Annotated in this window: 12 protein-coding genes and 1 pseudogene; all 13 read left to right on the top strand. The window is 42.8% G+C overall.

Annotated features, from left to right (window positions below):
- Nucleotides 1-158 precede the first annotated feature (158 nt).
- Nucleotides 159-857, top strand: a complete 699-nt coding sequence (locus EYR97_RS07315) for an SIMPL domain-containing protein (protein ID WP_131093196.1) — start codon at nucleotides 159-161, stop codon at nucleotides 855-857.
- A gap of 12 nt (nucleotides 858-869) precedes the next feature.
- Nucleotides 870-1,328 (top strand): GAF domain-containing protein, encoded by a 459-nt coding sequence (locus EYR97_RS07310; protein ID WP_131093195.1) that lies wholly within the window; start codon nucleotides 870-872, stop codon nucleotides 1,326-1,328.
- Complete coding sequence (locus tag EYR97_RS07305) at nucleotides 1,328-1,621, top strand: hypothetical protein (RefSeq protein ID WP_131093194.1); 294 nt, start codon at nucleotides 1,328-1,330, stop codon at nucleotides 1,619-1,621. The genes EYR97_RS07310 and EYR97_RS07305 overlap by 1 nt, the downstream gene beginning before the upstream one ends.
- A 12-nt stretch (nucleotides 1,622-1,633) precedes the next feature.
- Nucleotides 1,634-2,302 carry an RNA chaperone ProQ gene (proQ, locus tag EYR97_RS07300; RefSeq protein ID WP_131093193.1) on the top strand — a complete coding sequence of 223 codons (669 nt, stop codon included), beginning with the start codon at nucleotides 1,634-1,636 and terminating at the stop codon, nucleotides 2,300-2,302.
- 3 nt (nucleotides 2,303-2,305) lie between these two features.
- Nucleotides 2,306-4,348 (top strand): carboxy terminal-processing peptidase, encoded by a 2,043-nt coding sequence (gene prc / locus EYR97_RS07295; protein WP_131093192.1) that lies wholly within the window; start codon nucleotides 2,306-2,308, stop codon nucleotides 4,346-4,348.
- Nucleotides 4,349-4,432: 84 nt separating this feature from the next.
- Nucleotides 4,433-5,767 (top strand): sodium-dependent transporter, encoded by a 1,335-nt coding sequence (locus EYR97_RS07290; protein ID WP_131093191.1) that lies wholly within the window; start codon nucleotides 4,433-4,435, stop codon nucleotides 5,765-5,767.
- A gap of 41 nt (nucleotides 5,768-5,808) precedes the next feature.
- Nucleotides 5,809-7,284, top strand: a complete 1,476-nt coding sequence (nhaC, locus tag EYR97_RS07285) for a Na+/H+ antiporter NhaC (RefSeq protein ID WP_131093190.1) — start codon at nucleotides 5,809-5,811, stop codon at nucleotides 7,282-7,284.
- A 30-nt stretch (nucleotides 7,285-7,314) separates the two neighbouring features.
- Nucleotides 7,315-9,921: an aminopeptidase N gene (gene pepN / locus EYR97_RS07280; protein ID WP_131093189.1), complete on the top strand. Its 2,607-nt coding sequence runs from the start codon at nucleotides 7,315-7,317 to the stop codon at nucleotides 9,919-9,921.
- Entirely contained in the window at nucleotides 9,908-10,150 is a 243-nt protein-coding gene (locus EYR97_RS07275; RefSeq protein WP_131093188.1) for a DUF2835 family protein, read from the top strand. The genes pepN and EYR97_RS07275 overlap by 14 nt, the downstream gene beginning before the upstream one ends.
- Before the next feature lie 354 nt (nucleotides 10,151-10,504).
- Entirely contained in the window at nucleotides 10,505-12,568 is a 2,064-nt protein-coding gene (locus EYR97_RS07270; protein ID WP_131093187.1) for a DUF1302 domain-containing protein, read from the top strand.
- A gap of 11 nt (nucleotides 12,569-12,579) precedes the next feature.
- The gene (locus tag EYR97_RS07265; RefSeq protein WP_131093186.1) at nucleotides 12,580-13,947 is read left to right on the top strand and encodes a DUF1329 domain-containing protein; all 1,368 of its coding nucleotides are present in this window, start codon (nucleotides 12,580-12,582) and stop codon (nucleotides 13,945-13,947) included.
- 79 nt (nucleotides 13,948-14,026) lie between these two features.
- Nucleotides 14,027-14,584 carry a YCF48-related protein gene (locus EYR97_RS22285; RefSeq protein ID WP_242634944.1) on the top strand — a complete coding sequence of 186 codons (558 nt, stop codon included), beginning with the start codon at nucleotides 14,027-14,029 and terminating at the stop codon, nucleotides 14,582-14,584.
- 503 nt (nucleotides 14,585-15,087) lie between these two features.
- A pseudogene (locus EYR97_RS22280) lies at nucleotides 15,088-15,288 on the top strand (hypothetical protein); the annotation flags it as partial.

The following is a 15,288-nucleotide window of genomic DNA, read 5'->3' as shown; positions in this document are numbered from 1 at the left end:
TCTCACAACTTTTCATTTAAACCTGCATACTATTTAAGTATTCACGCTCTAATTACATTGATGAATTAAAATAGGACTATAACGGTCTTATTCATCGTACATTCAGAGAATGTTGGTAAAGTTGGTCGTGTTTATTTGTCAAAAGAAAAGGATATAACATGCTAATTTCAAAAAGCGTAAAGCGTATGACGGCAGGCCTAATAATTTTTGGCGCTTCGTGTTTAAGTGCAGCTGCGTGGGCCGATGATGCGGTTATCAACGTTCAAGGTGCCGGTGCAATTGAGGTAGTTCCCAATGCGTATTCAGTTACCTTAGTAGTTGAAGAAGAGGGGAACACGGTTGGGAAATTAAACCAACAGCTAGACAACGATGTACGTTCAATCGTGAAGTTTCTATTATCACAGGGTATAAAAGAAACACATATACAGAGTATGCAGGTACGATTGAATCCGCGTTATGTACCAACACCACAAGGCCGTCAGCAAGAAGGGTTCACTTTATCGCGTGAAATTACAGTAACATCTAACGCCTTAGACACGTACGACAAAGTGTTAGATGGCGTGTTAAAAAGAGGCGTAGATCGCATTCACAACTTTGATTTCATTACATTAAGTGAAGATAATGCATATGAAAAAGCGCTAATTGCAGCAGTTAAAGATGCAAAGCAACGTGCACAGTTGTTGGCGAAAGAACTTGGCGTGGAAGTTGGTGAAGTTGTTGCAATCTCTGAATCTGGTGGCAATATGCCGATTCCAGTTATGCGCGCAGAAGTAATGGCGAAAGACATGTCGATGTCACTACCGGGCCAAGAGCGTGTCGAAGCTAGAATAAATGTTACCTTTAAAATTGTTCAATAGCAGGAATCCCGTTTGAAAGAACAACAATACGAACAGCTTATAAACCAGGCGAAAAGCCTGGTTTCAGGAGAGCATGATCTCATCGCCAACATGGCTAATATAAGTGCTCTGCTTTTTAATAATTTAGAAAATATTAATTGGGCTGGTTTCTATCTATATAAAGAAGACCAGTTAGTGTTAGGCCCGTTTCAAGGTCAGCCAGCTTGTATACGTATTCCGCTTGGTAAAGGGGTTTGTGGTACAAGTGCTGAAACTCGCACAGTTCAACGCATTGCTGATGTCCATGAATTCGATGGTCACATTGCTTGTGATGCCGCATCTAATTCTGAGATTGTTATCCCGCTGGTTGTCAAAGGCCAGTTAATTGGGGTGTTAGATATCGACAGTCCAATATTCGATCGTTTCTCTCAGCTAGATGAAAATGGTTTAGTTGAAATTGCCGCTGTTTTACTAGATTCACAGAAGATATAATGAAATCAAGTGTAGATATTCATGTAGTGTTGTCGACCTTTGAAGATATGGAAGACTTTCACGATGACCCAGATGAGGCATCTGAACGTTTAAATTTCATCCTTCATGCAATTTACGACATGTCTGAAGAAGACATTGAAACACAGCGTTTAGAACAAATTTTGCACTATGCATGGGAATCTTGGCAGCAAGATAAACATTTATTAGAAATAGATGACGACGAATTGCTTGATTGGGTTGACCACACGCTGGCAACTTGGGATGATGCAAGCAACGATGAATCTCCTGAATAATTTAGAAAGTTAATGGAATCACCAGAGAAGTTTACCACTAGTAAGGAAGTTATATCTTTCCTTGCACAGACCTTTCCCAAATGTTTTAGCATTGAAGGCGAGGCTCGCCCACTCAAGATCGGTATTTTCCAAGATCTTGCCGAACGTCTTGATAGCGATGAACGCGTAAGTAAAACATTACTTCGTTCAACATTGCGTCATTACACCAACAGCTGGCGTTATCTTTACAGCGTCAAAGAAGGTGCACACCGTGTTGATTTAGACGGTGTAGAAGGCGACGCAATTGAAAAGGAACACGCAGATCACGCACAGCAGCAGCTTGAAGAAAGTAAAGCGAAAGCAGCTGAAAAGCGCAAAGCAAAGCAGGCTCAACAGCCGAACAGAAAAGATAAGCGTCAATTTAATCGTCCAAAAGGTGAAAAATCTGCCAATTCGGACCATGCTGAAGCTAAGCGTGGAACTAAACCGAAAAATAGCAGACCAAATAATACACCCCCGGCGAAATTGACAGACAGTGATTTACAGCAAGGCACTAAGGTTACCGTAAAATTAGGTAAAGCGCCCATGCCAGCGGTTATTACTGAAGTTGCTAAGGACGGCGTCCACGTTCAGCTCGATTCGGGTATGGTGGTAAAAGTAAACGCAGACGCTTTACGTTTGGCACGCTCCAAGAGGTCGTAAAATATGAAAGACATCCTTCGAATTTCCATTGCAAGTGCATTCCTTACCGTTGGTGTAGGGGCTGGTGCAGTTACTTCAACACCTGACGTTGATGAGCTTCCATTGCTTCAGCAAGAGTCTCAACACAGTGTTGCAGCAAAGAGAGTGAGTGCGTTGTTTACTCGGTCTCACTACAAGGAAATTTCGTTGGATGATGTACTCTCTGCAAGAGTATATGAACGCTTCATAGATTCACTTGACCACAACAAGCAAGTTTTGATGCTGTCTGACGTGATGAGTTTCGAAAAATATCGTAACCTTTTTGATGATGCCTTGAGCAAAGGTAACTTGTCAGTTGCTTATGATATGTACAATGTCAGCGCAAAAAGAAGAGTGGAACGTTACGAGTATGCGTTGTCTCTGTTAGAGAAAGGGCCTTTCGACTTCGAAAAAGAAGGGGATAAGTTCTTTTATGATAGAGAGGACGCAGAATGGCCAACTTCACAAACCGAGTTAGACGAAATCTGGCGTCAGCGTGTGAAATATGACGCGCTTAATTTAGTTCTTGCCGACAAAACCTGGGAAGAAGCTAAAGAATTGCTCATAAAGCGTTATACCAGAGCGATTAAGCGTACCAAACAGGCAAAGAGCGAAGATGTTTTTCAAACAGCTATGAATGCCTTTGCGCGCACTATTGAAGCGCATACCAGTTATTTATCACCACGTAATGCAGACCGTTTCCAGATGGAAATGAACCTATCATTTGAAGGTATAGGCGCGGTACTGCAAAGCGAAGACGACTTTACTGTAATTAAAAGCGTTGTGCCTGGCGGTCCTGCTGACGAGTCTGGTGCAATTAAACCTGAAGATAAAATCGTTGGTGTAGCACAAGATGACGAAGAGTTTGTGGATGTCATCGGCTGGCGTTTAGATGAAGTCGTAGAACTTATCAAAGGCCCTAAAGGCAGTACTGTACGTTTGCAGGTGCAAAAAGGCGCTACTGACGGTAAAAGTGTTTCTGTTGTTAAGCTGACACGTGACAAGATAAAGCTTGAAGACCGTGCTGCAAAATCAGAAGTCTATGTACCAGAAACGGGACCACACGCAGGTGAACCACTTGGTATTATTACTATTCCAAGCTTTTACAATAATTTAAGTGCGGACGTTGCTAAAGAAATTGAGAGTTTAAAAGCACAAAGCGTGCGCGGTGTTATTGTCGATTTACGAGGCAATGGCGGTGGCTCATTGACAGAAGCTACATTACTTTCTGGGTTGTTCATTGAAAAAGGCCCAGTTGTTCAAATTCGTTATGGTCATTCAAAAGTTAGTGTTAACCGCGATACTGACGGAGAAGTGGCTTATGATGGCCCACTTACTGTGCTCGTAGACCGCTACAGTGCGTCAGCATCTGAGATTTTTGCTGCAGCAATGCAAGACTATAATCGCGCGCTTATTGTTGGGGAGCAAACGTTCGGCAAAGGCACGGTCCAACAACATCGTGGGCTCGGTAAAATATACGACCTTTATGACAACCCTTTAGGAAGTGTTCAATTTACTATTGCGAAGTTCTATCGCATTGATGGCGGTAGTACACAACATAAAGGTGTTATTCCCGATATACTTTATCCGTCAGCAATTGATCCCGCTGAATGGGGTGAAAGTCAGGCTGAAAATGCATTGCCTTGGGACAGTATTAATCGTGCTAATTACACCACCTTTGCAGATGGTGCGGCTGCATTAGATGTGCTCACAGCAAAACACAACAAGCGCATAATGCAAGACCCTGAATTTTCTTACATTCAAGAAGACATTACTGAATATAAAGTGAATAAAGACAAAGATTTTATTTCTTTGGTGAAGTCAGAACGCGAAGCAGAAAAGAAGGAATCTGAGGAGAAATCATTAGTACGTGCTAACGAGCGTTTACAGCGCATGGGACTCGAAAAAGTCACATCGTTGGACGACCTACCTGAAGATATGGAAGAATTAGATCCATTCTTGGATGAAGCTGCCAATATTACCTTTGATATGATTGAAACAGGCCGCTACGCTATCACAAGAAATTAAATGAAAACGAGATAAGGGCTGGTCTGTGGCCAGCCCTTTTTTTGTGTCTATAACTCATTAAAAACAATAATAAAGGGAAACAACATGGCTATTAGAGGTGAATTTTCCTCTCGAATAGGGTTTGTATTGGCGGCGGCAGGCTCAGCAGTTGGACTAGGCAATATTTGGGGCTTTCCAACAAAAGTAGCAAGTAACGGCGGCGCCGCATTCGTACTTGTTTACCTACTACTCGCATTTGTATTAGCGTATCCGGTACTAATGGCTGAACTTATCATTGGCCGTAGTACTCGCTCTAACATGGTAGATGCTCTCGGTCGGATATCAGGTAATTTTATTGGAAGGGCAACAGGCATTTGGGGTTGTATAACGGTGTCCCTTATTTTGGCATTTTATGCCATTGTAGGGGGTTGGATGTTAGTGTACTTCGCAGATGCAGCAGCAAAAATAGTTGGGTTATCCTCTCTTAGCGATTGGTTATTAACTTCGTCGGTTACGCGTAACATTTTATTTTGCTTTGTTTTCATGGGTTTAACTGCTTTCATTGTTGTGGGAGGGGTAAAGTCCGGTATTGAGAAGTGGTCTGTTCGCTTGATGCCTACGCTTGTCATACTTATAGTAGCACTCATTGTGTACGTCAGTTTTCAGCCTGGTGCTATCGAAGGTTGGAGTGCTTATCTAGTACCAGATTTTTCTCGTGTCCTCGACCCTGATTTACTTATCAATGCCATGGGGCAGGCGTTCTTCTCTATGTCACTGGGTGTTGGTACCATGCTGGTATATGGATCTTACCTTAGTAAAAATGAAAACTTACCCAGCATCGGTGCATCGGTGGCGTTAGTTGATATTGGTGTTGCAGTTATTGCGGGTATGTTAATTATTCCATCTATGTACGTTGCACTGAATAACGGTGTAGAGATATTCACTCCAGAAGGGGCGCTAATCCAAGGTGACACGCTAATATTTAAAGTACTTCCAGCTTTGTTTGAAACTATTGGTACAGCGGGTAATATAGTCGCGTTTACCTTTTTTGCTCTGATGGTAATCGCGGCCGTTACGTCATCAATTTCCATGTTAGAAGTGCCTGTTGCTTACATGGTTGAAAGTAAAAACTTGGCTCGCAAAAAGGCAGTGCTTGTAATGGCATTGTTAATATTTGCGCTTAGCTGCATCATCATTTTTAATTTCGATACATTGTTTGGTTTTGTTATCGCCCTTACCACAGAATATAGTCAACCCTTGTTAGGCTTAGTGTTGTGTATCTTTGCTGGTTGGGTGTGGAAGCGAGACAGTATTCTTGCTGAACTAAAAGCAGGCAATGCGCAAGCCGAGCACAGTCTTTTCTGGAAAATTTGGCCATGGTACGTACGCTTCGTATGTCCAGTAATCATAGGTCTAATGTTTTATCGCTCAGTGTTCTAGACATTGAAACAATAATAAAAATAAGGTTTTAAAATTTTACGATGACCAACAATGAATTAAGAACACCTTCATTATTAGACGCGCTAATTCCTATTGCCGCCCTTGTGGTAATGATGGGTAGCGCAGTGTATTTGTTTAAAGACAATTCTTCATATGGACCTAACCAAATAGCACTATTACTTGCTATGGGTCTAGCGGCCATAATTGGAATGAAGAACGGGTATAGTTGGAGGACTATCGAAAAGGGCATTGTAGATGGTATTTCAATGTCTTTGGGTGCGTGTCTTATCTTACTTGCTGTTGGTGCATTAATAGGCACATGGATGCTAGCGGGTACCGTACCGACATTAATCTATTTTGGGCTAGAACTACTTAATCCTTCGTTTTTCTATGCAGCTGCTTGTTTGATTTGTGCGGTTGTAGCCATGAGCATCGGTAGTTCTTGGACAACTGCGGCAACCGTTGGTGTAGCCCTAATGGGCGTATCAGCTGGTATGGACATGTCTGCTGCAATTACCGCTGGTGCCGTGGTATCTGGCGCGTACTTTGGCGATAAGATATCACCTTTGTCAGAGACCACTAATTTAGCGCCGGCAGTAGCGGGTACCGATTTGTTTGAACATATTCGCTATATGCTATGGACAACCATTCCTAGTTTTGTGCTTGCGCTTATTTTGTTCACTGTGCTGGGCTTCAGTGAAGGTGGAGAAGCCCAAGCTTCGCGTATAGTTGAGATGCAAACCTTGCTAAACGAATCCTTCAAGCTAGGTTGGCATTTGTTGGTACCGCTAATTGTGTTGTTGACGCTAGCGGTAAAGAAAATGCCTGCGTTCCCTGCGGTATTCATTGGCGCGTTATTAGGTGGAATTTGGGCAGTAGTCTTTCAATGGGATGTGGTTGTCTCAATGGCAAGCAGTGAAGACTCAACGAATATCGGTGCACTAAAAGTTGTGTGGACAGCGTTATTCGATGGCGTGAGTTTTTCGACACCCGATGAAAACTTAAATAGTTTATTGTCTCGTGGTGGCATGTCGTCAATGCTCAATACCATTTGGTTGATTATATGCGCTATGTCTTTTGGGGCAGTACTTGAGCGTGTAGGCCTTCTTAAGCGTGCAGTTTCTGCTATTTTGTATGGGGCTAAATCAGCTGGTGACATGGTTTTACGTACGATTTTAACGTGCTTTGGTACAAACCTAGTTACAGCCGATCAGTATATGGCTATTGTGATGCCAGGTAGAATGTACAAAGAAGAATTCGAAAAGCGTGGTTTAGATCAGTTAAACTTATCGCGCAGTTTAGAAGATGGCGGAACTCTTACATCACCACTTATTCCTTGGAACACATGTGGTGCGTATATGCACAGCGTGCTTTTGGTTAATCCGTTTGACTATATTTTTTATGCATTTTTCAACGTTATCAACCCAATTCTTGCAGTGTGCTATGCCTATTTCGGCATTAAGATTTTACGCATTACGCCTCCAGATTCAGTGGTTAGTACGCAAGGTAATCAATAATTTAACGTAGGCTTTCTTCTAGGAGGATCTATGGCAGTTCAAGCTAAGCGTCGGGCGGATTATCAGCCGCCCGCTTTTTCTATAGCGACAGTTGACCTACACATCACACTTCATCCAACCAATACACGTGTCCTCAGCCAGCTTCACATAGAGCGTCAGGGGCAACACAATGAACCTCTTGTTCTTGATGGCGATAACCTGCCAGTGGTTTCGCTTCGAATCAATGGTCAGGAAGTAACAGACGACCAAAGTGCATCTGAATATTACGAGCTGAGTGATTCCACCTTATCCATATACACAAATCGAAGCGACTTTCAGCTGGAAGTAGAAACACAAATATCGCCAGAACAAAATAAAGCGTTGGAAGGACTTTACTTATCGGGCGGTGCCTATTGCACTCAATGTGAAGCAGAAGGCTTTAGACGCATAACATTCTTTTTAGATCGTCCGGACGTGTTATCTGTTTATACGGTAACAGTTGTAGCTGATAAATCGGTACCTATGTTGCTGGCCAACGGTAATCCGATTGACAAAGGAGAACTTACTAACGACCAACACTTTGTTAAGTGGCACGACCCGCATCCTAAACCATGTTATCTGTTTGCCTTGGTAGCAGGGGATTTTGATTTACTCACAGACCATTACACCACAGCAAGCGGAAAAGATGTTGCTTTAGAATTGTACGTTGATAAAGGCAAGAAGAGCCAAGGTCAGTTTGCTCTTGACTCCTTAAAGCGCGCCATGAAATGGGACGAAGATGTCTTCGGGCTCGAATACGATTTAGACATCTACATGATTGTTGCCGTGGATTTTTTCAACATGGGGGCAATGGAAAACAAAGGGCTCAATGTATTTAACAGCAAATTTGTTCTTGCAGACCAAGATTCAGCCACAGATGAAGACTTTTTCAACGTTGAATCGGTAATTGCTCACGAGTACTTTCACAACTGGACGGGTAATCGTGTAACGTGCCGAGATTGGTTTCAGCTAAGCCTTAAAGAAGGGCTTACGGTTTTTCGAGACCAACAGTTTAGCGCTGATATGACATCGCCATTGAGCAACCGTATTAAGCATGTGCGGGTTATGCGCGAGCACCAGTTTGCTGAAGACGCCAGTGCAATGAGCCATCCCATTCGACCTGATGAAGTGATTGAAATGAATAATTTCTATACGGTGACGGTTTACGACAAAGGTGCCGAAGTTATTCGTATGTTCCATACGTTACTTGGGCCAGAGGGTTTCAGAAAGGGTATGGACGAATATTTCAGGCGTCACGATGGACAAGCTGTTACATGTGATGATTTTGTCTCTGCTATGCAATATGCAACTGACCTTGATTTATCTCAGTTTGCGCTTTGGTATAGCCAATCAGGCACACCGATTGTTTCAGTAGAACAACGAGAACTAGAACCGGGTGTGACAGAATTTACGCTACGCCAACAAACGCCGCCTACTGCTGGACAGGCCGAAAAGGCCCCTTTGTATATGCCTATCAATATTGAAATCCTCGATGAAGATGGAAAGTCTTATCAAGATACGCAAGGTAATATCAAAAACGGCATGTTGATCCTTGATAAAGAAAGTATGCAATTTACGGTTAAGTCAGATAGCAAGTCGTTGATACCGGCAATTTTGGGCAACTTTTCAGCCCCTGTAAAAGTGGAAAATACACTTGATACATCTGCGCTACTTACAATTTTTAAGCATGCTAAAGATCCTTTCAATCGTTGGGATGCCATGCAAACGTTGTACGATAGATGTATCAAGCAATTAGAAGAAGCTCCCGGTTCAGCCATAGGTAACCACATTTGGAATGAGATTAAACAGGCTATTTCGCAAGAAGCAGATAATTTAGAGTTACTCAGTGAATGTCTGGTTATTCCGTCATTTGAAACCCTATGTCAGACACGCTCTAACATCAAGGTTTCTGAGCTGCTAACAGCTCGAAAAGCGTTTTGTCGTCAGTTTTCTACTGAACTTGAAAAAGAGTTACTTAAAGTACTCGATGCTATTCCCGAAACGGGCTACCGATACGCGCAAGATGCAGTAAACGAGCGTCGCTGTAAAAACGTAATTTTAGCGCATCTCGCTCGACTACCAGATTATGAAGAACACATTGTTAAGCAGTTTAACAATGCTGACAACATGACAGATACGCTTGGCGCGTTACGTGCTGCACAAAATACAAATGTATTTGATGAGTTGATGGCAGCGTTTGAAAGTAAGTGGAATCACAACTCTCTTGTGCTTGATAAATGGTTTGCTTTACATGCAACCCAAGCCAAAGACGATATTTTTGCTACCATTACAATGCTATGTGAGCACCCACAATTTACCATGGGTAACCCAAATAGGGTGCGTGCGGTTGTAGGCAGCTTTGCGTTTTATAATAGCGAAAAATTTCATGCGCTTGATGGAAGCGGTTATAAGTTTGTTACAGATTATCTTATGAAATTAGATGCTATTAATCCGCAGGTCGCATCTCGTATCGTGACGCCATTAACTCAATGGCATAACTTTGCGCTTGAACATCAGGTTATGATGAAGCAACAACTAGGTCGTTTACTTAATCATAAGGGGTTAAGCAACGATGTATTTGAAAAAGTGAGCAAAAGTCTTGCTTATGAGAAGCATTGATAAGTCCGACACGGTTTACTACTTTTCTATAAACGCGCCTTACAACCAATGTGAGGCGCTCTATACGCCGTCAATCCCCGATATTGTTATGCAAAGTGAATCGGGGCTTTACATTCAAGTGCCGACGAGTCGTCTTCGTCAGTTTGTTGTATCTACAGGTATACGTGGGCGTTTTCGTATGGTCGTAGATAAAGACAAAAAAATTAAATCCTTTGAACGCATTCAATAACAACCTGTGATTTTTCTAAGATCGGGCCCACCTTTCTTGCTACATAAAGCTAAAATGCAACATTAAAAAGCTGAAACGTTGCACCGAAGTTTCATCACTACTTAGTGAATTATATTCTTTTTTTTAAATCTGCTTCATAAAAAACCAAGTATTGGTGTTTTTATCAACAGAGTTATAAATGGGTTTTATACTCCCGATACATCTTTAACTATTTGATACGATTAATGTTGTAAAAATTGTTAACTGGTAGGATTAGTTCTTGCGGTTCTGGCAAAATGATGTAATGATTTTGTTAATCGTATGGTTGGTCATGATGTCACGCAATCATTCGCGTCGACTTGGGAGTATAAAAATATGAAAAACAGGCCTAGCGCTTTTAAGATGTCACCAGTAGCTGCAGGCGTTCTCACGCTTTTAGGTGCTGCTGCTCTACCTGCCCATGCAGCAAATTGGCAAGTAGGTGATGTCAGTATTTCTCTGGATTCTACATTTACGCTGGCAACGAGCATCCGAACAGAAGCTCGAGATTACAACATCATTGGTAACAGTAACCACGCGCAATTCGATTGGAGTGGTTATCATGCAGCTTTTAATCCTTTGTATCCTAGTGGTGATGTGTGGGCGCTTGCAGATGGCGGCTACTCGACGAATGGTGATCTTGGCAACCTTGCTCACGATCCAGGTGATGCGTTTGCTACACAAGTATCAGGCTCGCACGAACTGGATATCAATTTCGGTGATTACGGATTTTTTGCTCGTGGCTTTTGGTTCTATGATTTTGAGCAAATGGATGGTGACCGACCATATTCAAATCCAATAACGGGTAATCAGTACGATCTGTGTCAAGATCCTGAAGCTGAAGACTTACTGTGTACAGACGTTCGTTTGTATGATGCATTTTTCTACGGCGATTGGTGGATAGGTGATAAGCCATTAACAGTTCGCGTTGGTCGACAAGTAATCAGTTGGGGTGAAAGTACATTTATTCAACACGGTATCAATACAACTAACCCTGTAGATGTAACTCGCGCTCGAGCACCAGGTGCAGAGCTTAAAGAAGTATTCTTACCAGTGGGTATGGTGTACGCGTCTTTAGGTTTAACTGACACCGTAAGCGTATCTGGTTACTATCAGTATGAGTGGGAACGCAGCTGGTTACCAGTATCAGGCAGTTACTTCGCAGGCAACGACTTTGCGGGCGAGGGTGGCCAACGTCAAAATATTCAACTTGGCTTTAGTGGTAACCCCGATATCGACTTAGATCACTTACTTACTGCCCTTAACGGATACGGCGACTTATTGCGTGCAGGTGCAAATGCTGCGGATATTTCACAGGCCTATTTAGCATACCCAACCAAAGTAGCTATTCGCGGCTTCTCTGATGCAGCGCACCATGATGCCGATGACCAAGGCCAGTATGGTTTGCGTTTAACATGGTTTGCTGAAGAGTTAAACGAAACTGAATTCAGTTTCTATCATATTAACTACCATAGCCAACGCCCTCTGATTTCAGGTAAAACATCTGATTTCACTGCTGCAGGTATTGGCGCAGATCTCGCTTTCCTAGCTTCAAATACAGTTACACGCGATAACATAACTGAATTAGGTGCATTCACTCAGTCTGAATTCTTCTACCCAGAAGATATTAAATTGTACGGTATGAGCTTTAACACCAATATCGGCACGACAGCCCTTGCCGGTGAATTTGCTTATCGCGTTGATGAGCCGCTACAAATTGATGACGTTGAATTACTGTATATGGGCATGCCAGAGCAATTGGCAAATGCGGGGCTACGTCCAGACTTAGCGGGTATCTCTCAGCTTAACAATATTGGTCGTGCAGTAGGTCCAGGCGAAACCGCTGACGGTTACCTGTTCTCAGATACGTGGCAAATGCAATTTACCGCGTCACATGTATTTGGTCCTAAATTCGGATCTGATAACTTCGTATTACTCGGTGAAGTTGGCTATGTAAACGTTGTTGATATGCCAGATCCAAACGTAATTCGATTAAACGCGCCAGGTACTAACCGTACACCGTCTCTAGAGCCAACAGTAACGGGTAGCAATCGCGAAGGCTTACATCAGGCGCTATCTGATGGACCAGAAACTAACCCGTTTGCTACTGATGACGCTTGGGGTTATCGTTTATTAGCGGTCGCTGATTACAACTCAGTTTTTGCGGGAATGAACCTAAGAGTACGTGGCACATTCTCACACGATGTTGATGGCACAACGCCTGATCCATTGTTCCTTTTTACCGAAGATGTTAAGTCTGCAGCTATTTCTTTTACGCTTGACTACTTAAGCAAGTGGTCTGCAACAGCGTCATACAGCGCATTCTGGGGCGGCATTGGTACAACTAATACGCTATCAGACAGAGACTTTGTTTCATTTAACATCAAATATGCAATCTAAGAGTGGTATTTATGATTAAAAAAGTAGGAATTATCGCCGCAGCGCTTTCACTTGCATTATCAGGTGCAAGCGCAATGGCCAAAGTATCAGATGCAGAAGCCAACAAACTTGGCAATGAACTTACGCCTCTAGGTGCAGAAAAAGCGGGTAATGCAGATGGTAGTATTCCGGCATGGACTGGTGGTATTACATCTGCGCCTGCTGGGTATACCGTAGGTGATCACCACCCAGACCCTTATCCAGAAGACAAGGTGTTGTTTGAAATCACGGCACAGAATTACAAAGAGTATGCTGAGTTTTTGTCTGAAGGTCAGAAAAAGCTGTTCGAAGCATACCCTGAAACATTCCGTATGCCGGTGTATCCAACTCGCCGTTCAGCGTCTAACCCACAGTCTGTTTACGATGCGACAAAAGTAAATGCGACCAGCGCGGAATTGTTAGACGACGGAAACGGTCTTAAAGGCGCGGTACTAGGTATTCCATTTCCAATTCCACAAAATGGTTTAGAAGCTATCTGGAACCACATTCTTCGTTATCGTGGCGAAGCGGTTCAACGCAACGGTGGTCAAGCTGCTGTAACGACCGGTGGTGACTACAACGTTATCGGTTTTGACGAGCAACTGCTTATCAAATATGCTGAAGAAGGCGCTACACCAGAGAAGCTAACTGAAGAAAACGTGCTGTTCATGTTTAAGCAGAAAGTAACTCAGCCAGCGCGTTTGGCTGGTACCGCACTTTTGGTACACGAAACCGTAGACCAAGTTAAAGAGCCACGTAAAGCGTGGACCTATAACACAGGTCAGCGTCGTGTTCGCCTTGCGCCAAATATTGCATATGACACACCGGGAACTGCAGCAGATGGTTTGCGTACTACTGATGACTTCGATATGTTTAACGGCTCTCCAAACCGTTACAACTGGAAGTTGTTAGGTAAAAAAGAGATGTTTGTTGCATACAATAACTACGCGCTTCATTCAGCGAATGCTAAATATTCAGATATCTTAAAGCCTAACCATATCAACCCAGATCTTACACGTTGGGAAAAACACCGTGTTTGGGTTGTTGAAGCGCAACTAAAAGAAGGCTTCCGTCATATATATCAAAAACGCGTGTTCTTTATTGACGAAGATAGCTGGCAAATCCAAGTTGCCGATATGTATGATAACCGTGGCGAACTTTATCGTGTTGGTGTAGCTTATGGTGTTAACTACTATGAAGTGCCAACTCAGTGGTCTACGCTTGATGCGTATCATGATTTGAACTCGCGTCGCTACTTAGCTATCGGTTTAGATAACGAAGAGCAAATGTATGACTTCACCGTACGTCCTAAAGATGTGGAATTCACACCTCAGGCGTTACGACGAGAAGGTATGCGCTAATCGCCTTAAACAACAAACGGTTGGCAAATGCCAGCCGTTTTTGTATGCAGACAATTATAAATAGGGGGAATGGTTAACTATGAGAAAAACCATTGCAGCGTGCATAGCCGCCACTTTTGCAGTGAATTACTCTACAACTGCAATTGCTGAAGAATCTTTTATCGCTCCACTAGTTGAGCAATCGGTTCTTTTGGACATAGACGCTGATACATTTGTCGTTATTGTCGGTGAACGGGGCCATGTGCTTATTTCAGGTGATGGGGAAAACTTCACACAGAAGAAAGTACCTACACATTCAACGCTTACTTCGGCTACGGTCGTGGGTAATCATATTTGGGCGGTGGGTCACGACGCCGTAATTCTTCATTCTTCAGATAAGGGCGAATCGTGGCAAGTACAGAATTATCAACCAGATCTTCAACGTCCTTTTTTAGATGTTTTATTTTTGATGAAAAACACGGTATTGCAACCGGTGCTTACGGCTTGTTTTACCGAACTCGAGATGGTGGTGAGTCATGGGAAGCAGAGCGTCATGCTAGTTTGCTTGACCCAATGGACAGAGAGTATCTTGAAGATATTAGAAAAGAAAACGAAGACTTCTATCAACAAGAGTTGGAATCTATATTACCTCACTTAAACCGTATAACGTTAGATGGCAATACACTGTATATGGCTGGAGAAGCAGGCCTACTAGCGAAAAGTGAAAATATGGGTGAGTCTTGGGATCGTTACTACGTAGACTACACAGGTTCATTTTTTGATATCAAACCGCTCGATGAGCAAACAGTATTGGCTGTAGGGTTACGGGGTAATATTTTTGTAAATCGAAATGATAGCGAATGGGAGTATGTGCAAACATGTTCGACCAGTACGCTAAACTCTATTCTTCTTGGTTCAGATTCAACAGTATATGCGCTTGGTAATAATGGTATGCTGATAAGTGCTGAACGCCCATTACCGACAAGTATGCGGGATCCATATGCGAACCCTACAGACTGTAAAGCAGATGCTGGTATTACAGCTACTCAAATTAAAGATAAAGCCGCGCTATTAAACGCGACACAATTTAATGGAAAGAGTATAGCAGTGACCGCCAACGGCATTAAAATTTTGGATCTAAAATAGGGCAGTATAAGAACAATGACCCATTTTCTAGAAAAACTTGTCTTTGGTAACCGAAAGCTTGTCGTTGCACTTTTTGCAATTGCTACTGTGTTTTTGGGCTACCAAGCTTCTCAAATGCGTTTAGACGCAGGGTTTTGAGAAAAACCATCCCACTAAATCACGAATACATGAAAACTTATATTGAGCATCGCCAAGACTTTGGTGGCGCAAATAATA

This window comes from Alteromonas sp. KUL42 (assembly GCF_006538325.1).
Lineage (GTDB): Bacteria > Pseudomonadota > Gammaproteobacteria > Enterobacterales > Alteromonadaceae > Alteromonas.
The sequence above is the reverse complement of the archived record's forward strand: the minus strand, read 5'-3'. Positions and strand labels throughout refer to the sequence as shown.